The sequence below is a fragment of the Flavivirga algicola genome (assembly GCF_012910715.1).
Taxonomy (GTDB): Bacteria; Bacteroidota; Bacteroidia; order Flavobacteriales; family Flavobacteriaceae; genus Flavivirga; species Flavivirga algicola.
Map to the genome: position 1 here is coordinate 211,632 of NZ_JABBHF010000007.1, position 22,908 is coordinate 234,539.

Consider the following 22,908-nt stretch of genomic DNA (forward strand, 5'->3'; position numbering starts at 1 on the left):
TTCTAAAATTATTGCTATAACAATTCATTCATTGTATCTTTTTATATAGTTTTGAATTAATAAAATAGATAATGAATATTAAATTTATTGACTTCTTTATTCTTATTGGGGTTGTGCAGGGGTTGTTTTTTGCAATGGCTATTTTATTTTCTAAGTTCTTTAAAAGTAAAACCAATTTATATTTAGGAATTGGAATCTTAAATGGTGTTTTTATAAATATTCAGTACTGTTTGCTAAAATATGGATGGTATGACAACAATCCCAATTATAGAATATTTGAAGATATAGAGTTTGTTCTGCTTTTTCCGATATGTTTGTACGTTTATTATCTGAAATTCTTGAATCCGCAACTAAAGCTAACCGAAAAATATTTATTCTTAGCGCTTCCTTTCGTTATTTCATTATTATTAAACTTATACATTGGCGGTCACTATTACTTTGATTTGTACGTTATATCTAACAAACAATGGATTCCCTATTTCTATAAAATTGAATATTATTTTTCTATCATTTTAAATTTGATTTTTTTAATAGTGGAATATAAAATGCTTTTTAGAAAGAATAGTGATGATGATTATAATGTTGATTATGATCTAAAATGGATTAGAATGTTTTATGTACTTCATCTATCGATTGTGGTTGTCTGGATAATTTTAGAGGTTATTGATTATTTTTATGGTGATATGGCATTTGTTTTATGGTTATTTTTAAATTTTATTTTTTATTGGGTTGGTTATACTGGGGTTTACAAATTTAGATTGGCTAGGAACAGATATGAAATAAGAAAGATTGTAAATAAAGAAAAGAAAGTGACTAATGAAAAATTGAGCAAGTCAAATGAAAATCCATATTTTCAAAAAATGATATCTCTTTTTGAAGATGATAAACTATTTAGAGATTCTAAGTTGAGTAGAAATGATATTGCTGAAAGGCTTGGAATAAGTGTTGGTTATTTTTCTCAAATGATTAATACTGTTTCTGAAAAAAATCTTTCTGATTATTTAAATTTTTATAGAGTGGAAGAAGTTAAAAATATGCTGTTAAACGACGATTTTCAAAATTATAATCTTTTAGCTATTGGTCTTGAAGCAGGTTTTAATTCGAAATCGGCATTTTACATTGGGTTTAAAAAAGAAACAGGTTATACGCCTTCTGAATATAAAAAACAACATCAAAATAGGTAGTCTAAATTTGTCCATAATTGTTTACTTCTAACAATTATAAACCATCATTTTGTTTTACTAAATTAAGTTTGCCAAAAATTTAATATTAATGACTTTTTTGGGTCTAAAAAAAACAAAATGAATAAGAATTTATTATTAATACTAATTACTTTTAGTCTTGCATCTTCATGTAGTAAGGGTGGTAATATTATTAAAAAAATTAATGAAACATTTATTGTCGGAAAATGGAGATTAACTAGTGTAACTGAAAATGGATCGAATGTTAATTTAAATGATTGTGAACGATTAAAAACATTTGAGTTTAACACTGATAAAGAGGTTGTCATAAAAATATATGATTTTAATTTGAATGCTGAATGTGAGATAAGCTCCGACGATACATATGATTATTCAATTGATGATAATTCAATTACTATACAGGGCATAGGTGATGCTGAAATTTCTACTCTAAAAGATGAAACTTTAATTCTTCAATCGGTTGAAGCTTCAAACATTATTATTAAAACATTTGAAAAACAATGATTTTGAAATAATTTTGACTAAAGGAAGATAATAATTCTAGGGAGCGATAATGGTTAAGTTATCGCTCTTTTGTTTCGATAGAAACTTGTGTACAAAAGTGTAATATAAAATCATTTCAATATTTTATATCTAAATGTTAAACGAAGTACAATAATTTTTCCGATAAACTCAAAGATTTCATTTACAAAAGTTTATAAAATAGAAAAGAGACCTTCTAAATTTTTAGAAAGTCTCTTTTGTATAAGTTTCTATATGATGGGATTCCTGCTTTACTGAAGCAAGTTCAGCACATGCTGCAGGAATTATTCTCCTAAAAACGGATAACGGTAATCTGTAGGTGTTACAAAGGTTTCTTTTATCATTCTAGGCGATACCCATCGTAATAAGTTTTGTGCACTTCCAGCTTTGTCGTTAGTTCCAGAAGCTCTGGCACCGCCAAAAGGTTGTTGTCCAACGACGGCCCCTGTTGGTTTGTCATTAATATAGAAATTCCCAGCAGCATTTTGTAAAGCTTCGGTAGCCTGCGTTACGGCATATCTATCTTTGGAAATTATAGCACCGGTTAAAGCATATTCACTGGTTTCATCAACTAATTTTAAAGTTTCAGCGTAAGCATCGTCTTCGTAAACATAAATCGTGATAACAGGGCCAAATAACTCGGTACACATGGTTGTGTATTTTGGGTCTGTCGTGACAAGCACCGTTGGTTCAATAAAATACCCTTTGCTTTTGTCGTAGTTTCCACCTGCAATAATTTCGACGTTACTATCCGTTTTAGCCTGATCTATATATTTGGCTAGCTTGTCAAAGGAGCCTTCATGAATGACTGCTGTAATAAAATTACTCATGTCTTCTGGAGACCCCATTTTAAAGGATTTTATATCTTCTAAAACTAAACTTTTTACTTCGCTCCATAAACTTTTGGGAATGTAAGCTCTTGAAGCGGCGCTACATTTTTGTCCCTGAAATTCAAAAGCACCACGAGTAATAGCTGTAGCTACTTGTTTCGGATTTGCCGATTTATGCGCAACAATAAAGTCTTTGCCACCAGTTTCTCCAACAATTCTTGGGTACGTTTTATAATTGTGTATGTTATTGCCTATTTGTTTCCAAAGTTCTTTAAAAATAAAGGTAGAGCCCGTAAAGTGTAGGCCCGAGAAGTCCGGACTAGCCAAAACGGTATTCGTAATCATGACTGGGTCTCCAAAAACAACATTGATAACGCCCGGAGGGACACCAGCTTCTTCGAAAACATCCATAATTACTTTTGCAGAGTACACCTGGCTGTCACTAGGTTTCCAAACAACAACATTACCCATTAATGCCATACACGCAGGTAGATTTCCAGCAATGGCAGTAAAATTAAAAGGTGTTACGGCATAGGTAAATCCTTCAAGAGGTCTGTATTCAATCCTATTCCAGGCATCACTGGTGCTTTCTGGTTGCTCCATGTATATGTCTGTCATAAACTGTACATTAAAGCGTAAGAAATCTATAAATTCACAAGCAGCATCAATTTCAGCTTGATGAATGGTTTTAGATTGAGCTATCATGGTTGCAGCATTTATTTTTGCTCTGTAAGGGCCAGCAATGAGCTCGGCAGCCTTTAAGAAAATACCAGCACGTTGTTCCCAAGGTATTTGAGACCAATTCTTTCTTGCCTCTAAGGCGGTCGAAATAGCTTCGTCTATATGTGATTTCTCGGCTAAGTGGTAGGTTCCAACAATATGTTTATGATCGTGTGGAGGCGACATCGTTCGTGTATTGCCAGTTTCTATGTCTTTTCCGTTTATATATAATGGAACGTCAATTTTACTATGAAACATTTCTTTATATGCTTTTAGTACTGCTTCTCGTTCTGGAGACCCAGGGGCATAACTTTTAACAGGTTCGTTAACGGCTATAGGTACATTAAAAAAGCCTTTTCCCATGATTTTTGCGGTTTTCGTTATTGAATTTTCATTAAATAAGGTGCAAATTTACGAATTATTTAATGACTTCAATAACTAACAATGTTTAAAAACAAGTTAAAATTTATTTATTTTTTGTAAGTTGCCTCACCGTATTTAGACTACAAGTTTTATGTGTACAGTAACAATTATTCCAAAGGCTAATAATGGGTTTGTTTTAACTTCCAATAGGGATGAAGCACCAGAAAGAATATCCATTTCGCCAGATTTTTATATAATTAATGGTGTGAAAACGTTATTTCCTAAAGATCAGGTGTCTGGAGGTACATGGGTCGGTTTGAGTGAAAAAAACAGAGTGATTTGCGTTCTAAACGGTGGATTTAAATTACACGAACGCAAATTAAGTTATAGGAAGAGTAGAGGGGTAGTTGCTAAAGATTTTATGATTGCTGATGATATAGAAATTACCATTGAAGCTTATAATTTTTTAGATATAGAGCCATTTACTATTATTGTTATAGATTGGAATACTGATTTGAAATTTTATGAATTGGTTTGGGATGGAGAAAACAAATATTTTAGACAATTGCCAAACGAACCAAAAATCTGGTCTTCTTCAACTTTGTATTCTGAAGCCATGAAAAAAGAAAGGTTGAGTTGGTTTGAGTCTTTTAAAAATGAAAATGAATTAAATGAAGCGTCCCTATTAGAATTTCATAAAACAGCGGGGAGAGGAAATGAAGATTTTGGTGTTATAATAGACCGTGGTTTTGTTAAAACGACCAGTATTACGCAAGTAACAAAAAAAATGGATTCTGCTGAAATGCACTACGAAAACCTTCAAGATAAAATAACTACAACTAAAACCTTCAATCTTCCTCAAGTTGTAAATGAATAATACGGGTATTATTTTAACATTGGCGTATCCAGATACTATCGTTATGGTGTCTGAAGAATGGTTTTCTCCTTATTTAAGATTTCTGGGTGTTGGTAAAAAGAACTATTTACGGGCTGGCCATGCTGCCTTGGTGCTCATTGATAAAAGTACAGGGGTTTTAGAATATCATGATTTTGGACGTTACATTACATCTGAGCCCAATGGAAGGGTACGTGGAAGCGATACTGATAATGAATTGGATTTTCCAATAACAGCAGTGATTGAAAACGATTCCATTAAAAACTTAAATGCTATTTTAGAGTTTTTAGGAACCCACCCTAAATTAACCCATGGTGATGGAAAACTGGTAGCTTCTGTTTGTAATGCGGTCGATTACAAAAAGGCACGAACACATATTACCGCCATGCAAAAGCGTGAGTTTATCTATTATGCAGCGTTTAAAAAAGAAGCCTGCAATTGCGCGCGTTTTGTGACGGATACTTTAATAGCATCAGTCACTGATTTAAACATTAAAAAGAAGCTGAAAAACTCTAAGTGGTTTACGCCCAGTACTGTTGGCAATGTGCTTTTGGCAGATACGGAAAATCATGCTTTTGAAGTTTCTGGGACAGGTGTTATTTCAGAATTCAAAGGTTCTCAAAAAAGTGAAAATATTCGTTGCTTTTTAGATAAATTAAAAGGTCATAAACCATCTTTTGTAGGCACTTTAGAACCCCGAATTGTTGATGGTTTACATGAAAAAGCGCAATGGCTCTCTGGTATTGCTGCTGGTGCTTGGTTTGAGTTGCACAATACCGAAAATAAATTAGAATATCGTTTTAGGCGCATTTCTCCATACGGAAACGTGGATTGTGATGCTGTATTTGCAGTTAATGATGCTACATTTGATTATAACTTGACTTTTGAATTTGTACATTATTCTAACTGTAATTTTTTTCATGTGAAGCAGCATGGGCAGGTCTTTAAATTTGAGAGGCTTAAAAGTGGGGTTGGTTAAAATTGTTATTTAGATATGTCTTGTACTAATCTTTGAGTTATACCATTTTTCTCTGTTAAAACCCATATTAATTCATAAGCCCCTGACCCATCACCATGTTGCTGCTTTATAAAATATGAATCTTTATTTTTATAAACTTTTATGTTTTCGTTGCATTCATATAAATCGTTATATAAAACTTTGTGAATATTAATTCTTGTGTTATTTACAATTAAATTGGCTTTTTTGATTTCTCTTTTTGGGTAATTTCCATCTGTTCCCCAAATTTTCCTGCCATCAATTTTATTAACCAAATACCCATTGCCATCATCAATATGGTTTGTTCTATTAAAACCTTTAAACTCATAGTGTAGCTGTACCTCTTTTTGGTGACTGTTTTTTAAATACTCTATTGGTAGCAATCTGGATTTATGGATATAGCCTTTAAGATACATGTCCTCTGAATAATCTACACAAAACTTATCTTTTGGGATAAAAACTTGAATCCAATTTTTTTTCTCTTCGTAGTCATCGTAATTATACCAAAAAGCTTCATTCTCTTTCAGTTTATAAATTATTTTGGTGTCTTTTAGGCTGGATTTTCGAACGTTAGTATATCCATCTTTGTCTTTTATTATGGCAATTTGAGAATAAGAACATGTGAAAATTAAACCAATTAAAAAAGTTGAAATTTTTTTCATGGGAATTAGATCTAGGTTAAGCTAATGAATAATAAATATGAAATTAACAAGGAAGAAATTTTAGCGTAAAGTTAGTGTATGTCTTGTAGATATATTTCCCTGTATTCAGTGAAAATTTTAGCGATTAATTTATCGCAAAAGGTGCGCTCAGCTTAAAAGTAGGTATGGTGACTTTAAACTTCTTCGTAGTCGTAAAGTTTATCATACTATAATGTCCTTGCATAGCACCAAAAGGAGAGGTTAATAGACACCCAGAAGTATATGTATGGGATTCCCCGGGTTTTAACACGGGCTTTTTGCCAATAACACCTTCACCTGATACTATTTCAACATTGTTCAAAGCATCTAAAATCTCCCAATGGCGGGCATTGAGCTGTACAGAATCTTTACTTTGATTTTCAATAGTAATGGTATATCCAAAGGCATATTGCATTTTATAATTTTTATAAAATGAGCCTTCATAGGTGGTTACCACCGATATTTTTATGCCTCTTGTTATTTGTTGAACCATGTTGACTACTAGTACAAAGTATTTGTTGGGTGCTAAAATAGTAAATATTAAGTGGTTAGTGGTAATTTTTAACGTCTTAGGTAAAAAAACTAGTTAAAAAGCACAATTATTAGTTTGAGATGTTAATTGAGCTTCCTTCTCCAATACCAATAATTTTATCATATCTAGCACCTAAGTCCCTATAATACACAATAACTTTATAATTATTTTCAGTTTGATAGAAGTTACCACTAATAGCACCTTCATCAATACTTTTGTCATTATCGACAACAATATATTTATAATTATAAAAACCTTGTTTTAATAACATGGAGTTTGTGTATACGTTGAGTGATTCGTTAAAAACCATTTTAGTGCTTTCGTCGATAACATAATTGTTAAAATTACCATAAACATGAATATTCTTGTTTTTCAAAGATGCTACAGGGAGTAACGAAAAATGCATCCAGACGTAATCAGACTCTATACTTGGGTTTTCTGCATCAATGTTAAGAATAACATAATTACCATTAATATCTGGGTTGTAGGTATATGGTCTGCTGGCTCTCTCGAAATTAGTATATAGATAATTATGGTATAAATCTTTTAAATCGATGCTTTGTACACCCGTATTTGCAGCTCTAACATCTTTGTTTTCAAAAAATAAATACTCATTACCACCCCAAAAACTGGTTTCTGTATCATATTTATAAATCAACTGGTTGCCAATGGTGAATTGCGGTTTTATATTCGAAATAGCTGTGTTAAGATTGTTATTTTGAACAATGACAGCTTTTACTGCTTGTTTTGGGTTGTTAAATTGCATGGTTTTAGAATCGATAACAATTTCTACACGCTGCTTTTCTTCAATAAATTGAATATCACGAGAACGTTTAACACGAACACCAACATTAGTTGTATTTTCATAGATCATGAATTTTCTTGAAAAAACAAGGGTGTCATCACTATTAAAAACAGAAAGCATATAATTTCCCGAGACTTTTAAACGTCTAGTTTGTGCGTTGGGAATAGTGAGCATATAATGTGAGTAAATTTGATATGTGTTAAATGAGTTTTCGTAATTCCTGATGCGCTGGTTATCAAAACCATCCATGTATTCAGATTTCATCAATACTGATGGCGTCCAGTCGGAGTTAAAGTGTTCAATCTTATAATAATAATCATCTTCATCACCATTTAAAGCATCGAATTCCAGAACGACATATTCACCAAGTTTTAAAATTGGCAATTGTGTTTCGGGAGTATTGCCTTTAAAATTGATTGTTTTAATATAATCTGGAGGGGGCATTTCTTCTACTTGACAAAAAGTCAAGTGAGCGATTAAAAGTATGGGTAAAAAAGAGAAAAGTTTAAAAGGCATTGTAGGACAATTTTTGTAAATATACACAAATTTAATGCCTAAAACTGAACTTATTAAAAAGGTGATAAAATTCTATTCGATTTATTATGAAAACTGTATTTTAAATTCGTATTTTTGCACCGATTTTTAGACAACTAATTACAATAAAAAAATATGTCAAACGACATTCGCATTAAAAAAGGTCTAGACATTAAACTTAAGGGTGAAGCTGAAAAAACCTCTGAAAAGGCTATAGTAAGCAACTTTTATACTTTAAGACCTGAAGACTTCCACGGCGTTATCCCTAAATTAATTTCTAAAGTTGGAACAAAAATAAAAGCAGGAGAGACTGTTTTTTTCGACAAATCTAATGAAGCTGTCAAGTTCGTTTCGCCAGTTTCTGGTGAAGTTTTAGAAATTTCTCGTGGTGAAAAACGCAAAATTTTAGCAATTAAAATTCAAGCAGACAAAGAACAAGCTTATCTGGATCATGGTAAGTTTGATGTGGATACTGCTAATTCTGAAGCTATTAAATCACATTTGCTGGCAACAGGTTGTTGGCCGTTTGTAAAACAGCGTCCATATGATGTGATTGCCAATCCAGATAAAGCGCCAAAAGCTATTTTTATATCGGGATATGCTAGTGCTCCTTTAGCAGCGGATTTGGATTTTACATTGCAAGGAAAAGAAGCCGAATTACAAGCTGCAGTTACAGCTTTAGGAAAGCTTACAGAGGGTAAAGTACATGTCTCTGTTGGGAAAAATGGAAATTCACCGTTAGCAGGTTTAACAGGTGTTAGCTTGCATAAGGTTTCAGGCCCACATCCATCAGGAAATGTAGGAACTCAAATAAATAAAATAGATCCAATAAATAAAGGAGAGATTGTTTGGACTGTTAATCCGCAAGACTTAGTTATTATAGGTGAATTGTTGTTAACAGGAAAATTTAATGCAGAACGCATTGTAGCACTCGTTGGTTCTTCGGTTGAAAAGCCACGGTATTTTGTTACCAAGATAGGAAGCGAAGTAGCTACTATGATTTATGATAAAGGTATTGTCAAAGATTCTAACGATCGTATCATTTCAGGTAATGTTTTAAGTGGAAAACAAGTAAAACCAGATGGGCATTTAGATTATTTTAGTAATGTAATTTCTATAATTCCAGAAGGTGATGATTATGAGTTTTTTGGATGGAACAAGCCTGTTTTTAATAAAATATCGACATCAAGAGCGCTGACATTTTCTTGGTTAAACCCTAAAAAAGCATATAGTTTAAATACAAACACCAATGGTGAACACCGCGCTTTTGTAACAACGGGAACTTATGAAGAAGTGTTTCCTTTAGATATATATCCAATGCAGATATTAAAAGCATGTATGTATAAGGATTTAGATGAAATGGAAGCTTTAGGAATGTATGAAGTGGCTCCTGAAGATTTTGCATTAACAGAATTTGTTTGTGTGTCTAAGCAACCACATCAAAAAATTATAAGAGAAGGTTTAGACTTAATGCTTAAAGAGATCGGATAATGGGTTTAAAAGAAAAATTACATAATTTTAAAGTAAAAAACAAAGACAAGAAGTGGTTGCCTGCATTTTCTGCAATCCATACGTTTTTATACTTACCAAATGAGACCACACACAATGGGACTCATATAAAAGCAGCTGATGATTTAAAGCGTACTATGAATACGGTTATCATGGCTATGATACCGTGCTTAATTTTCGGAATGTTTAATGCGGGGTATCAACATAATTTGCAAGTTGGAGAAGCACAAGCAGTAGCAGGGAGCTTCTTTAGTTCTGAGTTTTGGACCATGGCTAACTTTATGATTGGTTTCTGGAAAATATTACCGCTAGTTATTGTGTCTTACGGTGTTGGTTTGGGGATTGAATTCATATTTGCCATTATTAAAGGGCACGAAGTAGAAGAAGGCTACTTGGTAACAGGTATGTTGGTCCCACTTATCGTACCAGTCGATATACCACTTTGGATGCTGGCTGTAGCGGTTGTGTTCGGTGTCGTTATTGGTAAAGAAGTTTTTGGAGGTACAGGGATGAATATTCTTAATCCTGCCTTAACCATTCGTGCTTTTCTGTTCTTTGCATATCCAACATGGATGTCTGGAGACAAGGTTTGGGTTGAAGGAGCCGTTGAGAGAACAAATGAAATTTTAGCAGGTGCAAATTTAGATGCTATTTCTGGAGAAACTATATTAGGTAGTTTGGCACAAGGAAAAGAAGCAGGCTATGGAGTTATGGATATGTTCTTAGGGTTTATTCCTGGTTCTGTTGGAGAAACATCAACTTTATTAATATTATTAGGAGGTTTATTCTTGATCTTTGCTAAAATTGGAAGCTGGAGAATCATGTTATCTTCTGCTCTTGGAGCTATTGTTATGGGATTAATCTTTAATCAAGTAGTTGATTCTGGTTGGATTACAGAAAGTAGTAAATTTTACGGATTAATGAGTACAACTTGGTGGCATCACTTACTTATAGGAGGTTTTGCTTTTGGTACTGTATTTATGGCGACAGATCCTGTTACAGCATCACAAACCAACAAAGGAAAATGGATTTATGGATTCTTAATAGGATTTATTTCTATTTTAATTCGTGTATTCAATCCAGCATATCCAGAAGGTGTTATGTTAGCCATTCTATTAATGAATGTGTTTGCACCTACAATTGACCATTACGTGGTTCAAGGCAATGTAAAACAAAGAATGAAACGTTTAAAAGCAAAAACAGCTTAGTTATGAGTAAAAAAACGGATTCAAATATATATACAATACTTTTTGCCATAGCCATGGTAATAATCGTTGGAGGCTTATTAGCGTTTACAGCTTCTGCCTTAAGACCTAGAATTGATAATAACGAACGATTGGAAAAGCAGCAAAACATTTTGTATGCTATGGGCGTTAATGCAAACGACGAAAGCAGTGCCATATTCGTTTCTACTGATGAAGCACCAGAATTGTTTTCAAAATACATTACCAAGCAATTAGTGATACAAGGTGATGATGTAACTGAAGATCCTGAAGCATATTTAATTGATGTAAAAAAGGAACAATCTAGTGCAAAAGCAGGAAACAAAAGAAGATTGCCTTTGTTTGTTGGTAATAAAGATGGTAAGACATTTTATATAGCGCCTATTAGAGGTAAAGGACTTTGGGATGCTATTTGGGCATATGTTGCTATGGATGCTAATATGGTTGTACAAGGAGCTTATTTTGACCACAAAGGAGAAACAGCTGGATTAGGTGCCAATATTAAGCAACGTTATTTTATGGACGATTTTATAGGTGAAAACCTAATGAGCAATGGAAGTTTTAAAGGAATTACGGTTGCCAAAGGAAATAATGATCCAAAGAATTTAGAGAAAAATGATAACGAGGTAGATGCAATTGCTGGAGCCACTATTACAGGTGATGGAGTTTCGGCAATGATTAAGTCTGAATTAAGACAATATGTATCTTATTTTAAAACATTAAAATAATTATGGGACTTTTATCAAAAAAAGACGCAGCATTAATTAAAGATCCATTAGCAGATAATAACCCTATTACCATTCAAGTATTAGGAATATGTTCGGCTTTAGCTATTACTGCCGAATTAGAAGCAGCAATTGTAATGTCGATTTCTGTATTGTTTGTATTAGGAATAGGAAACGTGGTTATTTCTTTAATGAGAAATATTATTCCGTCAAAAATTAGAATTATTGTTCAGCTAATTGTAGTTGCCGCTTTAGTAATTATTGTTGATCAAGTATTAAAAGCATTTGCATACGAATTGAGTAAAACACTTTCTGTTTTCGTTGGATTGATTATTACAAACTGTATAATCATGGGGCGTTTTGAAGCATTCGCATTAGGAAATGGGCCTTGGCGTTCATTCCTAGATGGTATAGGGAATTCTTTAGGATATGGTGTTATTTTAATTATAGTAGCCTTTTTTAGAGAATTGCTTGGAGCAGGAACTTTATTAGGATTTAAAGTTTTAGGAGACCCTATCGAGAAAACAGGTGTTTACGCATTTGGTTATGAAAATAACGGATTTATGTTATTAGCACCCATGGCATTAATTGTAGTTGGTATCATCATTTGGGTACAACGCAGTAGAAATGAAGCATTAATAGAAGATTAAAATAGTTTACAGTAAATCAGTCTACAATTGGCAATGAATGCTAATATTGAAGACTGCTAACTGAATACTGAACACTAAATAAAATATATGGAACATATAGAATTATTTTTCAAATCAATATTTATAGACAATATGGTATTTGCCACGTTCTTAGGGATGTGTTCTTACCTTGCGGTTTCTAAAAAGGTTAGTACAGCCGTTGGTCTTGGAGCAGCAGTAATATTTGTATTAGCAATTACGGTACCTTTAAACTGGTTATTGGATCAGTATCTTTTACAACCTGGAGCATTAGCTTGGTTAGGAGCTGAATATGCAGATTACGATTTAAGCTTTTTATCATTTATCATGTTTATTGCAACCATTGCAACCATGGTACAATTGGTAGAAATTGTAGTAGAGAAGTTTTCGCCATCATTATATAACTCACTTGGTATCTTTTTACCACTAATTGCTGTAAACTGTGCTATTTTAGGAGGATCTTTATTTATGCAATCTCGTGAGATTCCAACTTTAGGACTGGCAACGACCTATGGTATTGGTTCTGGAATTGGTTGGTTTTTAGCAATTTTAGCGATTGCAGCCATTCGCGAAAAAATCAGATACTCGAATGTACCACCAGCATTAAGAGGCTTAGGGATTACATTTATTATAACAGGTTTAATGGCTATTGGTTTTATGAGTTTTGGAGGTATGTTAACAGGAGGCGATGAAGGTGGTGCTAAAGAAGAAAAAACAGCTTCTGTTGAAAAGAATAAAGAATCAGAATCAAAAGAAAATATTGCGTTAAGCGAAGTAAAAGCATCTAGAGAAGATTCAGGAAAAGATAAAGCGGTTACTCAGCGTAGCCAAAGTATAGCTAACAACATAAAAGTAAATAAGTAATATGATATTAGCAGCAGGGACATTAGGAACCATAATAGCTACAGTAACAGCATTTTTAATTATTACGTTGTTGTTGGTCGCTTTACTATTATTTGTAAAACAAAAATTATCACCGTCTGGACCAGTAAAAATTACGATTAATGGTGAGCGTGAGGTTGAAGTAGCTTCTGGAGATAGTTTGTTAACAACATTAGGATCTCAAAAAATATTTTTACCATCAGCTTGTGGTGGAGGTGGAACATGTATTCAATGTGAGTGTCATGTATTAGAAGGCGGAGGAGAAGCCCTTCCAACTGAAACCCCACATTTTACACGTAAAGAATTACAACACGGAGCGCGTTTAGCTTGTCAGGTTAAAGTGAAGCAGGACATGAATATTACCATTCCAGAAGAAGTGTTTGGTATTAAAAAGTGGGAAGCAACGGTAGTGCGTAACTATAATGTAGCCTCTTTCATTAAAGAGTTTGTTGTAGAAATTCCAGAAGATATGGGGTATAAAGCAGGCGGGTATATTCAAATTGAAATACCTGAATGTGAAATTAAATATTCAGATATTGATATTACAGCCCATCCTGAAGAGCATGAAACACCAGATAAGTTTAAGGCAGAGTGGGACAAGTTTGGTCTTTGGCCATTAGTGATGAAGAATTCTGAAACTGTAGAAAGAGCTTACTCTATGGCTTCTTTCCCAGCTGAAGGACGTGAGATTATGTTGAATGTACGTATTGCTACCCCGCCATGGGATCGTGCTAAGAACGGATGGATGGATGTTAATCCAGGAGTAGCATCATCTTATATATTTGCTCAGAAGCCAGGTGATAAAGTAACTATTTCAGGACCTTACGGTGAGTTCTTTATTAATGAGTCTGAAAGTGAAATGCTTTACGTAGGTGGTGGAGCAGGGATGGCGCCAATGCGTTCACATTTATATCACTTATTTAAAACATTAAAAACAGGAAGAAAAGTAACCTATTGGTATGGTGGACGATCTAAACGTGAGTTGTTCTATTTAGAACATTTCTATGAGTTAGAAAAAGAGTTCCCTAACTTTAGATTTTTCTTAGCTTTATCTGAACCTTTACCAGAAGATAATTGGAAAGTAAAAGAAAATATTGACGCACCTGGTGATGGCTTTGTTGGGTTTATTCACAACTGTGTAATCGATAACTATTTAAGCCTACATGAAGCACCAGAAGATATCGAATTGTATTTTTGTGGACCACCGTTAATGAATAAAGCGGTTCAAAAAATGGGCGAAGATTTTGGTATTCCAGATGAGCACATTAGATTTGATGACTTTGGAGGTTAGACAAATAATCGTTAGTCGTTTTTCAGCACAGATTTAAGTTGAAATGCGTATAATACGAAACCTGATAATAAAACAAAACCCAACAGAGTAATGTTGGGTTTTGTTATTTTAAATGTTAGTGTAAGAGAGATTCACTAATTATAAAATTCTAGCTCATATTTAGGCTTTTCATTTTCAAATTCAAATAGTTTAGTATAATCCATAACATTAGGAACATTATCTAAATAACATAAAAACTTTACAACCTCATTCAAACCATTAAATAAAACATCTTTATCAGTAGGGTTTTCGGGCTTATCATTTTTATGATGAAGCGGTAAGCTATAACCACAGGTTTTTAAAAAAATATTTTCGATTTTTAGCAATTCCAGTGGTCTGTAACCATTAAATCTTCTACCTAGAGTTTCATGCACTTTACCTATGTAATTCAGTTCTAATGTACCATGTCTGTCTGAAAGGTGTTTCCAACTGTCCGTATTATCTAAAATATTTCCAACGGCACATTGTTTACAGCATTCAGGATTTAATTCATTATTATGAAATGCAGTATATAACTTTGTCAAGGCTTGTTCTAAACGCTTAGTAGTTTTCATGATAAATAAAGTAAAATTAACATAAACCAATTGATAAGAAGAAATGGTTTTGCTGCTTTTTAATCAAATTAATCAGTAGAACTATTTCTATAATCTATTACTAGACTTAAAGTTACATAATTTTTATTTATTGTTTTACTATTTTTAATATTTCATTAGTCTCACCAGTTTTTATTTTAACGAAATATATACCAGATGATAATTTGGATATATTTACCTTAATTTGGTTATTAATAATAAATGCATCCTTGTTATATACTAATGTGCCAAATATATTATATATAGACATTTCTGTGGCAGTATTATCCATTGAAGCAATGTTTATATGTAACGTAGTATTAACAGGATTAGGGAAGACTGTTAGACTGTTCCCAACTAATATTAGTTTTTCAAATTTTCCTTGACACTCTTTTTCTGTTTTTACTTCTATAGTATTAGTGCCGTTAGAAAGGGGTAATTGTATTTTATTATCGCTTGTTTTTATAGTTTCTTTATTTAATGTAATGATATATTCTGAAGCTCCAGACATAGTTAAGTCCACTTGTTTTGAAGTTTTGTCAACTTTAGATGTTACATCGATGTTTTCGGGCTCAGAGATGGTCAAATCAAATTCATATTTAAAATCAGTAATTCCTTCTAACGTGATTACTACCTTATAGGTTCCAGCTTTTAGATCTTCAACTTGAAAGGATTTAGAGAATGTATTTTGTTCATTATAGTCTGTCGAAGTAATAGCAATCTCATAATTTTGTTGGCGCAGAGCTTCTATAATAATTTTTCCGTTTTCAGATCCTGGACAAGTTGCGCCTAGTGTCTGAATTTTGAAATTGTTTGTTGGGATATTCTCTGGATCTACGATACGTATATTCTCTGAAAAATTGAATACTTGCATGGCAACCGACGAAACATGTCCACCTGCATCACTAAAGTTAATAGTTATGCTATTATTCTCTTGAATTAAATCGTATGATACGGGAATTTCTAAAACTCCAAAAAAACGATCTCTATTATTTTGATCGTAACCCCTCCAGTCTTCAGGAATTTCAACAGCAGTACCGTTGACTTCCACCAAGGGTTTTAAAGATTTGCCATGGTCGCGCCCTACACCTAAGCGCAAGATTGCTTCTCCATGGGTGCCAGTTTTTGATACATTATTTATTAAGAATGTTTGCGTTTCATTTGCATTGATAGGTTTATAATATGAAGAGGCATAGTATTTTTGTTCAATATTTTCTTCTGTTTGCGCTATTGTATTATCGAAAGTGTATTCTAATATAACAGTAGCTTGCTTTGGTAATAAAACTTCAGATTGAATATCTGTAAATGTTTCTTCTTCTAATTTGGTAGCATTATTTTCTAAATATACTTTACGAACAACTACTTGTTGGACATCATTGCCATTTATACCATTCATTAATAAACTAATGGTTCTATCTTCAAATTCCAGGCTATTAATTATAACATAAGCTTTATTGCCATCTACGTAGGCATCTGCCTGAATATCTTGGTCTGACGCTTTGGTATCTGCACGGGTGCCGTTTACATTTTTCCATAAATCGTACCAAATAACAGTATCTGCATATTCCCATTCGTCGCCAGTTTGCCCTTCAACTTCCCATTTTTGACGTAGTAGACGCGGACCATATACTTGGTCGGGGGCATTTTCTGGAGGACTCCACCAGCTAGCTTTGTGTAACAGGAAGGGCATCGCGACTAATATTTCTTGTTGACGTTCTAATAGCTGCATTTGCATGGATGAAAAAGAACGTACGTTTGCCCAATCCAACTCACGCGAGTAAGGACCTGCTGTGCCTGGATAAAAAGCCCCATATTCTGAGATGTTTAATGGCTTTACTTCCCCAAATTTTATGAAACTGTAAGCAGAAATCATATCTAAAATAGCTTCAACATTACTACCGCTACGATATTGTGGATTTCCATTATCGTTATTTCCTAAAAAGTCATATAAATGTACTGAGAAAAAATCCATGTTTTCACCCGCGATATCCATGAATAATTTCCAATTGTTTTTCCATAAATTAAAATCCCCAGCTTCAAATGATGGGTGAGCTGCGGTATAGCCACCAACTAATGTTTCTGGGCTTAATTCATGAATACGTTTAGCCACGACATTATGTAATTCTGAGATTTTTGCACGAGTTGTTGGTATATCATCGGCGTGAACAAAAGGTTCATTCATTACTTCGACCATCGAGGGTTTGGGTTGACCTGTTGTTCCTCCTGTTCCATATCTTAACAATAAAGATTGCGCATAATATTCTGCTAAAGGTTCAAAATCATCAAGCGCTGGTGTATACGTTTGGGAGTTATTCGTAGTAGGATCAATAACCCTATTTCCAGTAGGATATAAAATAGGTTGCCCACCAATCATCACATTCTGAGCGCGAAATTCTAGTTCATGCATCGATGTACCGTTGGCATAATTTTGTTTTTGCTTGTCGCCTTCAATTTGCATTTGAGTAATACTGGGCCAACCTGGCTTTGCAGGATCTTCACCTGTTTGGCTGTAAAACCATGGTAGTGATCCATTATCACGTCCTAAGTATACATCAAAGTCATTTAAAAATTGTTTTCGTTGGGCATCAGAATCCCAATCTCTGTCACCTAGAGTAGAGTGTACTGTTATAAATTTACTTCTTTCAAATTCAGAAACGTTACCCGATTGGTGCTTTACATTCAAGTTTATATCTACTGTAACAGTTTGTGCTTTTAATGAGCCTATAAAGGCAACAATAAAAATTAAATTAAGGATATGTCTCATGTTTTATATTTAGACTGTAAATCTAATTATAGTCTGTCTGCGATTGGAATACAAATTCATTTAAAACTATAACATATGTTTAATGATTAAATAAATTGTAATTGAAAATTCTATTCGAAAGTTTAGAGATAAAATAAGAAGCAGTATCTCCTATGATATATGATGAAGCTATAAATGCTAAAGGAAAGAAATTATATTTATTGTTTTAAGGGAAATACGCCAACAAAAAATAAACAATTTATGAATTATAAACTTGTCCAGTTTAACTAACGATGCTCATCCTAAAAATAGGAAGAGAAGTAAGAGTTTTATAAAAGAAATATAAAACCCAAAAAACTTTACTAGAGAATGAGTAAAGCTTTTTGGGTTTGGCTATTAAATTTTTATTTAGAACCTAATAAAAAGTAAAAATTAGGTTCAACACAAATAATATTATTAATCTTCTAAATCAGATTTGTTATAAACCCAACCAGGTAATGCAGAACTGTCAAAATTAGGTTTTCTTACAGTGTTTACATTTTCAAAACAAGAAGCATATACTAATTCTTTTACACTTAGTATGTTGTATACTTTGTCATGTTGTTCCTTTGTGAAAGTTCCAAATACAAGTTCTGGATCAACTGATTTATATGCACCATCTTCTAACATAAATGCAAACATAGTTTTTACATCACTTTCGTAAAAATCTGTGTTTTTATCGTAGTCAGCTTCATTTTCAATATAGCTTTTTCCTGCTACTAAAAGATATTCATTTCCTGAGTTTACGTTTTTAACGCTAACAGTACCTCTAAATAAAAGATGGTAGTCTTCGTTATATAAACCTGGTTTACCTTTTAAATTGTATTTGTTTGCACTATAAACTTTTTCAAAGTATGGTGTACTTAAACGTTTTATTTGGCTAGAATGAATATGCTTCATAAATTCTTCTTTCGATTTGAAATAAGAAGGTAAGTTTTCAGCACAGTATCCAGGATACCATTTAGGAGTGTATTCATCATGTAATAATTGATGACTTCCTTTTTTAAAGATTACTGGACGTTCGTAAACTCTTGGATTATAAAATTTATAATTTCCAATTTTAAACAATTCACATCCATCAGTGTTGGCATTTTCTTTTACACTTGTTTTACACGAAACAATAAAACAAAAAAGAGCAAGAGTTTTTAGTATTGTTTTATTCATAATTAAAAGTATTGTTGTAAAACTAAAAATTGTTTATTTCGAGCTTTACATGGTTAAAATCATTAAAAGAATGAACTTACATTCATTCTGAATTTGGGTTTGTTAGTGTGTTATTATTTTTTTGGTTAATTTAATAACGCGGTAAATATAATTTTTTTTCTAAACAAAGCGGATTAAAGGCATATATAATCGATGAAATGCATATTTTGTGTTGTAAAATCTTATTTTTTACTAAAATACATATGTTTAATCTTACGTAAAAGATGTTGATTCATCTTAGTTTTCTAGAAGTTAAAGATTAGTGAATCTAAAATATTGTACATAAACAACTAATTTATTGTTTCTAAATTTAAAAATTTTTAAATCTGATGTTAGTTGATTATTTAATATTAATTTTGCCTTATGAGTAAACCGCTTACTGAACAAGAATTACATAATTTAGCGATGAACTATGTTGGTAAAGATTTGGAACAACGTGGTTTTGAATTTATAGCTGTAAATAGTAAACTTAAAAAACATCCTCAGTTTGTTTGTATCGATAAAAACAAACAATATTATTTTGTGATCGTAAGAGCTGTTATATTACCAGATAACCCTAATAATTATGATGTTGTTTGGATGGAATCATTTAAAAAGCATGCCCGCGATAAAAATGCTAAGGTATTATATGCTGGTGTTGGATTAGGTAACATAAATGATGAAAAAGGCCCTATTTTTTTAAATGAGGAATATCTTCTAGAGTATAACGGGATACAGGTTTTAGAAACGAATTTTAACTAAATGAAGCAGGTTACAACTATATTACTAGTCGTTTTATTATTAATTTCTTGTAAGAAGGAATTAAAAAATACTAAACTATCAGGAAGTGTTTTTGGAACATTTTATGAAGTAACTTATAACTCGAATATAGATTACGAGAGGCAATTCGATAGTTTGTTTTACGTGATTAACAAATCCATGTCTACTTATCAAGCAAATTCGGATATTTCCAAATTGAACAGAAATGAAAAGGTTAAAATAGACGACCATTTTGTAAAAGTATACGAAGCTTCAAAAATAATTTATGAAGAAACAGAAGGCGCTTTCGACCCCACTATTGGCGCTGTTGTAAATGCCTGGGATTTTGGCCCTGAAGGTAAAATTGAAAACTTAGATAGTTTGAAAATTGATAGTTTAATGTTTACGGTCGGTTTTAGTAAGGTTATTAGAACCGATAATACGATTACCAAACCTGAAAGTGCTTTTTTAGATTTTAATGCGATAGCGAAAGGTTATGCAGTAGATGTCATTGCAACATTCTTAGATGATAAAAATATTAAAAACTATCTCGTTAATATAGGAGGCGAACTTCATGCCAAAGGGATTAATGTTGAGAAAAACACTGGTTGGACAGTAGGTGTTGAAAACCCTAATTTTGATGGTACCCAGTCCCTTTCCAGAACGCTTATTTTAACTAATGAAGCCATGGCCACTTCTGGAACGTACAGGAAATTTAAAATAGATGAAAGTGGCAATAGGTACGCTCATATTATTGATACAAAAACGGGGTATCCTAGTAAAACAAATTTGCTAAGCATTTCTGTAATAGCAAAAGATTGTATGACTGCTGATGCTTATGCAACTGCATTCAAATCTATGGGAATTGAAAAAGTGAAAACTTTTTTAAAATCACATCCAGAACTTAAAGTATTTCTGATTTTTGAGAATGATAAAAAGGAGTTGGAAACTTTGGCTTTGAATGGGTTTCCAGAGAATTAGAAATAGGATTTATTAGTAACACCAAATCGTTCTTCAAACTTCTTATAAAAATAGGTGGAGTTAGACATCCCTACAGCATGAGTCAGTTGGTTTTTTAATATAAATGGATCTTCTTCTAGTAACTGTTTCGCTTTTTGTAATCGTGCTTCCATTATAATTTGATTAGGTGATTGTCCAAACACAAGTTTTGTTTTACGGTTTAAAGAACTTTTAGAGGTATTTAATAAATCTGCTAAATAATCTACTCCAAAAGTTTTATCATGTAAATTTTCATTAATAATACTAGTTAGTTGTTTTATGAATGCATTCGATTTTTTCTGAAAGATTTCTTCTTCAGAAGTTTGTGTCAATTCTGTCTCTTTAATAATTTTATAAGAATCCAAATATTTCTTTACAGAAAACAGTAGTTCTTCTTCTAAAAAAGGCTTGGTTAAATAGCCATCAATACCTAAGCGTAACATACTTAGTTTCCCTTGATCGTCCGATCTTGCTGTGATAACAATAACAGGCGTTTTAGAGGCTCTTTTTTTTAATTGATTAACCAACTCTAAGCCATCCATTATAGGCATCATATAATCGGTTAATATGAGATCTACTTGGTGTTTATTAATAATTTTTATAGCTTCTTTACCATGTTCAGCTTCTAAAAGATCATAATCAGTCAAAAGACTCTTAATATATTTCCTCATTTGCGAATGGTCATCTACAATAAGTATTACGGGTTTTTGTTTGTTTATTATTGAAGGTTCAATTGACTTGTAATTTTCATTAAAAACATTATTTGAAATCTCAGATGTGGCTTCGTTAGGAATTGTAATACTAAAAACGGTTGCTATGTTTGGAGTGCTAGTTACATCAATATTAAAACCATGTTCTTCAATAATACTTTTTGTGAAAGCCAAACCAACGCCAGTGCCTTGACTTTTAGTGATATGGTTTTTATGTTGGTAAAAACGATCGAATACTTTATTTAAATGTGTTTTGGGAATACCAATGCCATTATCTTGGACTCTTATAGTAACAACACCATTTACATCACTATTAGTAAATAATTGTACGCTGCCATTTATTGAAGTGAATTTTAAGGCGTTGTTAAGTAAATTATTAAGGCCTCTAGACATTAATTTATAATCAATGTCAATAAATAAATCAGGACATTTTAGTTCTAATGTAAAATGAATATCTTTTTTTTCGAAAGCACCTTTAAAGTTTGAATAATGCTTTTTTAAAAATGTATATAGCGAAACAGGTTTAGTGTTAAGTATTAACTTATTGGCATCTAACTTGCTTAAATCCATAATGTTATCAACAATGGCTTGTATTTGTAGTAACTGATCGTTGACAATGTTGAGTTTTTCCGTATTTTCTTTTTTAGGCAAATTAAAGTTAATTTTTGAAGCATAGGCCTTAATTAAAGTTAATGGTGTTCTAATTTCATGAGATAAATTGACAAAAAAATGAGATTTAAATTCGTTGAGTTCTTTAAGTTCTTCTTGTTGTTTTTCAAGTATAATTTTATCATTTAGCACTTTGTCTTTTTCAATTTCAAGAAGCATTTCGTTTTTCTCATTCAAACGTTTAAAGTAATGGAATAAATAAAATGAAGCAAAAAACAAAGACGTTACTACAGGGTCTTTTAGCATTAATAATAGTCTGTAAACACTCATTTTTTCTATTTTCCCATTAAACATAATATTTATACTTTTTAGCATTTGAATATCTACAGCAGAAGTGGCATTTTGAATACCGTTAATCAAATCATTCAAATTAAAAGTAACCATACATATAGCTAACATGATGTATGAAGGGATATTACTTTTATATAAACTCATTACTATTAATGGTAAAAGCAAAAAATAGCAAACTGTATATTGGCTAAATGTAACAACAAAAGATAGGGTATAAAATGTGCTATAGGCTAAAAGAATAAAAATAATCTTTCCTATAGAAGAATAACCTTTTTTGTTTAGAAATAAAATAGAGGAAAGTATCGCAATACAAATACAGTGAATTAAAATATCTATATTTTTTCCTTCAGGCTCTATCCAAAAGTCTAGTGCTATAAAAAGTGAGCTAATATGAAACCATATTATTACAAAAATGTTAAGTAAGCGTATTTTTTTTTGTTCATTTTTATTAGCACAATTGTCTAGGCCAATGTCTGTAAAAGAAGCATACCAGCTTTTTAGTTTTTTCATTGTATTAGCTTCACTAT

The 22,908-nt window shown here is 32.3% G+C and carries 20 protein-coding genes; 12 read left to right on the plus strand and 8 right to left on the minus strand.

Annotation, left to right across the window (positions count from 1 at the left end):
* Window positions 1-71: 71 nt before the first annotated feature.
* A complete protein-coding gene (locus tag HHX25_RS13415) occupies window positions 72-1,184 on the plus strand; it encodes a helix-turn-helix domain-containing protein (RefSeq protein ID WP_169674414.1) in 1,113 nt (370 codons plus the stop codon).
* A 117-nt stretch (window positions 1,185-1,301) separates the two neighbouring features.
* Window positions 1,302-1,706, plus strand: coding sequence for a lipocalin-like domain-containing protein (locus HHX25_RS13420; protein WP_169674417.1), 405 nt, complete (start codon window positions 1,302-1,304; stop codon window positions 1,704-1,706).
* Between the two features lie 302 nt (window positions 1,707-2,008).
* Here HHX25_RS13420 and pruA read toward each other — a convergent pair whose 3' ends face one another.
* Window positions 2,009-3,637, minus strand: coding sequence for an L-glutamate gamma-semialdehyde dehydrogenase (gene pruA, locus HHX25_RS13425; RefSeq protein ID WP_169674420.1), 1,629 nt, complete (start codon window positions 3,635-3,637; stop codon window positions 2,009-2,011).
* Window positions 3,638-3,788: 151 nt separating this feature from the next.
* Here pruA and HHX25_RS13430 point away from each other — a divergent pair, with 151 nt between their 5' ends.
* Together HHX25_RS13430 and HHX25_RS13435 are read left to right on the plus strand one after the other, a co-directional pair.
* The gene (locus HHX25_RS13430; protein WP_169674423.1) at window positions 3,789-4,514 is read left to right on the plus strand and encodes an NRDE family protein; all 726 of its coding nucleotides are present in this window, start codon (window positions 3,789-3,791) and stop codon (window positions 4,512-4,514) included.
* A complete protein-coding gene (locus HHX25_RS13435) occupies window positions 4,507-5,511 on the plus strand; it encodes a DUF6695 family protein (protein ID WP_169674426.1) in 1,005 nt (334 codons plus the stop codon). Before HHX25_RS13430 ends, HHX25_RS13435 begins: the two co-directional genes overlap by 8 nt.
* Before the next feature lie 5 nt (window positions 5,512-5,516).
* Here the strand turns inward: HHX25_RS13435 and HHX25_RS13440 are convergent, their stop codons facing one another.
* The 3 genes from HHX25_RS13440 to HHX25_RS13450 form a co-directional block, all read right to left on the minus strand.
* The gene (locus tag HHX25_RS13440; RefSeq protein WP_169674429.1) at window positions 5,517-6,191 is read right to left on the minus strand and encodes a hypothetical protein; all 675 of its coding nucleotides are present in this window, start codon (window positions 6,189-6,191) and stop codon (window positions 5,517-5,519) included.
* Window positions 6,192-6,315: 124 nt separating this feature from the next.
* Window positions 6,316-6,702, minus strand: a complete 387-nt coding sequence (gene apaG, locus HHX25_RS13445; RefSeq protein ID WP_169674433.1) for a Co2+/Mg2+ efflux protein ApaG — start codon at window positions 6,700-6,702, stop codon at window positions 6,316-6,318.
* 109 nt (window positions 6,703-6,811) lie between these two features.
* Window positions 6,812-8,062 (minus strand): type IX secretion system plug protein, encoded by a 1,251-nt coding sequence (locus tag HHX25_RS13450; RefSeq protein ID WP_169674436.1) that lies wholly within the window; start codon window positions 8,060-8,062, stop codon window positions 6,812-6,814.
* A gap of 153 nt (window positions 8,063-8,215) precedes the next feature.
* On the opposite strand from HHX25_RS13450, the gene HHX25_RS13455 reads away from it, so the two are divergent.
* The 6 genes from HHX25_RS13455 to nqrF all read left to right on the plus strand — a co-directional run bounded on the left by HHX25_RS13455 (window position 8,216) and on the right by nqrF (window position 14,378).
* Window positions 8,216-9,571, plus strand: a complete 1,356-nt coding sequence (locus tag HHX25_RS13455) for a Na(+)-translocating NADH-quinone reductase subunit A (protein WP_169674439.1) — start codon at window positions 8,216-8,218, stop codon at window positions 9,569-9,571.
* On the plus strand, window positions 9,571-10,797 hold the full coding sequence (locus tag HHX25_RS13460) for an NADH:ubiquinone reductase (Na(+)-transporting) subunit B (protein WP_169674442.1): 1,227 nt from the start codon (window positions 9,571-9,573) through the stop codon (window positions 10,795-10,797). The genes HHX25_RS13455 and HHX25_RS13460 overlap by 1 nt, the downstream gene beginning before the upstream one ends.
* Before the next feature lie 2 nt (window positions 10,798-10,799).
* The gene (locus tag HHX25_RS13465) at window positions 10,800-11,540 is read left to right on the plus strand and encodes a Na(+)-translocating NADH-quinone reductase subunit C (protein ID WP_169674444.1); all 741 of its coding nucleotides are present in this window, start codon (window positions 10,800-10,802) and stop codon (window positions 11,538-11,540) included.
* A gap of 2 nt (window positions 11,541-11,542) precedes the next feature.
* Window positions 11,543-12,187, plus strand: a complete 645-nt coding sequence (locus HHX25_RS13470) for an NADH:ubiquinone reductase (Na(+)-transporting) subunit D (RefSeq protein ID WP_169674448.1) — start codon at window positions 11,543-11,545, stop codon at window positions 12,185-12,187.
* 87 nt (window positions 12,188-12,274) lie between these two features.
* Window positions 12,275-13,069, plus strand: coding sequence for an NADH:ubiquinone reductase (Na(+)-transporting) subunit E (nqrE, locus tag HHX25_RS13475; protein WP_169674450.1), 795 nt, complete (start codon window positions 12,275-12,277; stop codon window positions 13,067-13,069).
* A 1-nt stretch (window position 13,070) separates the two neighbouring features.
* Window positions 13,071-14,378: an NADH:ubiquinone reductase (Na(+)-transporting) subunit F gene (gene nqrF / locus HHX25_RS13480; RefSeq protein ID WP_169674453.1), complete on the plus strand. Its 1,308-nt coding sequence runs from the start codon at window positions 13,071-13,073 to the stop codon at window positions 14,376-14,378.
* Between the two features lie 134 nt (window positions 14,379-14,512).
* On the opposite strand, the gene HHX25_RS13485 is transcribed toward nqrF, so the two are convergent.
* From HHX25_RS13485 to HHX25_RS13495, 3 genes are all read right to left on the minus strand, one after another.
* On the minus strand, window positions 14,513-14,971 hold the full coding sequence (locus HHX25_RS13485; RefSeq protein WP_169674456.1) for a Na(+)-translocating NADH-quinone reductase subunit F: 459 nt from the start codon (window positions 14,969-14,971) through the stop codon (window positions 14,513-14,515).
* 127 nt (window positions 14,972-15,098) lie between these two features.
* The gene (locus HHX25_RS13490) at window positions 15,099-17,753 is read right to left on the minus strand and encodes a T9SS type A sorting domain-containing protein (protein ID WP_169674459.1); all 2,655 of its coding nucleotides are present in this window, start codon (window positions 17,751-17,753) and stop codon (window positions 15,099-15,101) included.
* Between the two features lie 435 nt (window positions 17,754-18,188).
* On the minus strand, window positions 18,189-18,935 hold the full coding sequence (locus HHX25_RS13495; protein WP_169674462.1) for a hypothetical protein: 747 nt from the start codon (window positions 18,933-18,935) through the stop codon (window positions 18,189-18,191).
* A gap of 402 nt (window positions 18,936-19,337) precedes the next feature.
* On the opposite strand from HHX25_RS13495, the gene HHX25_RS13500 reads away from it, so the two are divergent.
* Together HHX25_RS13500 and HHX25_RS13505 are read left to right on the plus strand one after the other, a co-directional pair.
* Window positions 19,338-19,715: a Na(+)-translocating NADH-quinone reductase subunit F gene (locus HHX25_RS13500; protein WP_169674465.1), complete on the plus strand. Its 378-nt coding sequence runs from the start codon at window positions 19,338-19,340 to the stop codon at window positions 19,713-19,715.
* A complete protein-coding gene (locus tag HHX25_RS13505; RefSeq protein WP_169674468.1) occupies window positions 19,716-20,693 on the plus strand; it encodes an FAD:protein FMN transferase in 978 nt (325 codons plus the stop codon). It abuts the gene before it with no gap.
* Here HHX25_RS13505 and HHX25_RS13510 read toward each other — a convergent pair.
* Window positions 20,690-22,891 (minus strand): response regulator, encoded by a 2,202-nt coding sequence (locus HHX25_RS13510; RefSeq protein ID WP_169674471.1) that lies wholly within the window; start codon window positions 22,889-22,891, stop codon window positions 20,690-20,692. The two genes, HHX25_RS13505 and HHX25_RS13510, sit on opposite strands and share 4 nt — an antisense overlap.
* Between the last annotated feature and the right edge of the window lie 17 nt (window positions 22,892-22,908).

Excerpts from the sequence above, each read along its gene's own strand:
- HHX25_RS13415 (WP_169674414.1), top strand. The coding sequence starts at position 72 with ATGAATATTAAATTTATTGACTTCTTTATTCTTATTGGGGTTGTGCAG.
- HHX25_RS13420 (WP_169674417.1), top strand. The coding sequence starts at position 1,302 with ATGAATAAGAATTTATTATTAATACTAATTACTTTTAGTCTTGCATCT.
- pruA (WP_169674420.1), bottom strand. The coding sequence starts at position 3,637 with ATGGGAAAAGGCTTTTTTAATGTACCTATAGCCGTTAACGAACCTGTT.
- HHX25_RS13430 (WP_169674423.1), top strand. The coding sequence starts at position 3,789 with ATGTGTACAGTAACAATTATTCCAAAGGCTAATAATGGGTTTGTTTTA.
- HHX25_RS13435 (WP_169674426.1), top strand. The coding sequence starts at position 4,507 with ATGAATAATACGGGTATTATTTTAACATTGGCGTATCCAGATACTATC.
- HHX25_RS13440 (WP_169674429.1), bottom strand. The coding sequence starts at position 6,191 with ATGAAAAAAATTTCAACTTTTTTAATTGGTTTAATTTTCACATGTTCT.
- apaG (WP_169674433.1), bottom strand. The coding sequence starts at position 6,702 with ATGGTTCAACAAATAACAAGAGGCATAAAAATATCGGTGGTAACCACC.
- HHX25_RS13450 (WP_169674436.1), bottom strand. The coding sequence starts at position 8,062 with ATGCCTTTTAAACTTTTCTCTTTTTTACCCATACTTTTAATCGCTCAC.
- HHX25_RS13455 (WP_169674439.1), top strand. The coding sequence starts at position 8,216 with ATGTCAAACGACATTCGCATTAAAAAAGGTCTAGACATTAAACTTAAG.
- HHX25_RS13460 (WP_169674442.1), top strand. The coding sequence starts at position 9,571 with ATGGGTTTAAAAGAAAAATTACATAATTTTAAAGTAAAAAACAAAGAC.
- HHX25_RS13465 (WP_169674444.1), top strand. The coding sequence starts at position 10,800 with ATGAGTAAAAAAACGGATTCAAATATATATACAATACTTTTTGCCATA.
- HHX25_RS13470 (WP_169674448.1), top strand. The coding sequence starts at position 11,543 with ATGGGACTTTTATCAAAAAAAGACGCAGCATTAATTAAAGATCCATTA.
- nqrE (WP_169674450.1), top strand. The coding sequence starts at position 12,275 with ATGGAACATATAGAATTATTTTTCAAATCAATATTTATAGACAATATG.
- nqrF (WP_169674453.1), top strand. The coding sequence starts at position 13,071 with ATGATATTAGCAGCAGGGACATTAGGAACCATAATAGCTACAGTAACA.
- HHX25_RS13485 (WP_169674456.1), bottom strand. The coding sequence starts at position 14,971 with ATGAAAACTACTAAGCGTTTAGAACAAGCCTTGACAAAGTTATATACT.
- HHX25_RS13490 (WP_169674459.1), bottom strand. The coding sequence starts at position 17,753 with ATGAGACATATCCTTAATTTAATTTTTATTGTTGCCTTTATAGGCTCA.
- HHX25_RS13495 (WP_169674462.1), bottom strand. The coding sequence starts at position 18,935 with ATGAATAAAACAATACTAAAAACTCTTGCTCTTTTTTGTTTTATTGTT.
- HHX25_RS13500 (WP_169674465.1), top strand. The coding sequence starts at position 19,338 with ATGAGTAAACCGCTTACTGAACAAGAATTACATAATTTAGCGATGAAC.
- HHX25_RS13505 (WP_169674468.1), top strand. The coding sequence starts at position 19,716 with ATGAAGCAGGTTACAACTATATTACTAGTCGTTTTATTATTAATTTCT.
- HHX25_RS13510 (WP_169674471.1), bottom strand. The coding sequence starts at position 22,891 with ATGAAAAAACTAAAAAGCTGGTATGCTTCTTTTACAGACATTGGCCTA.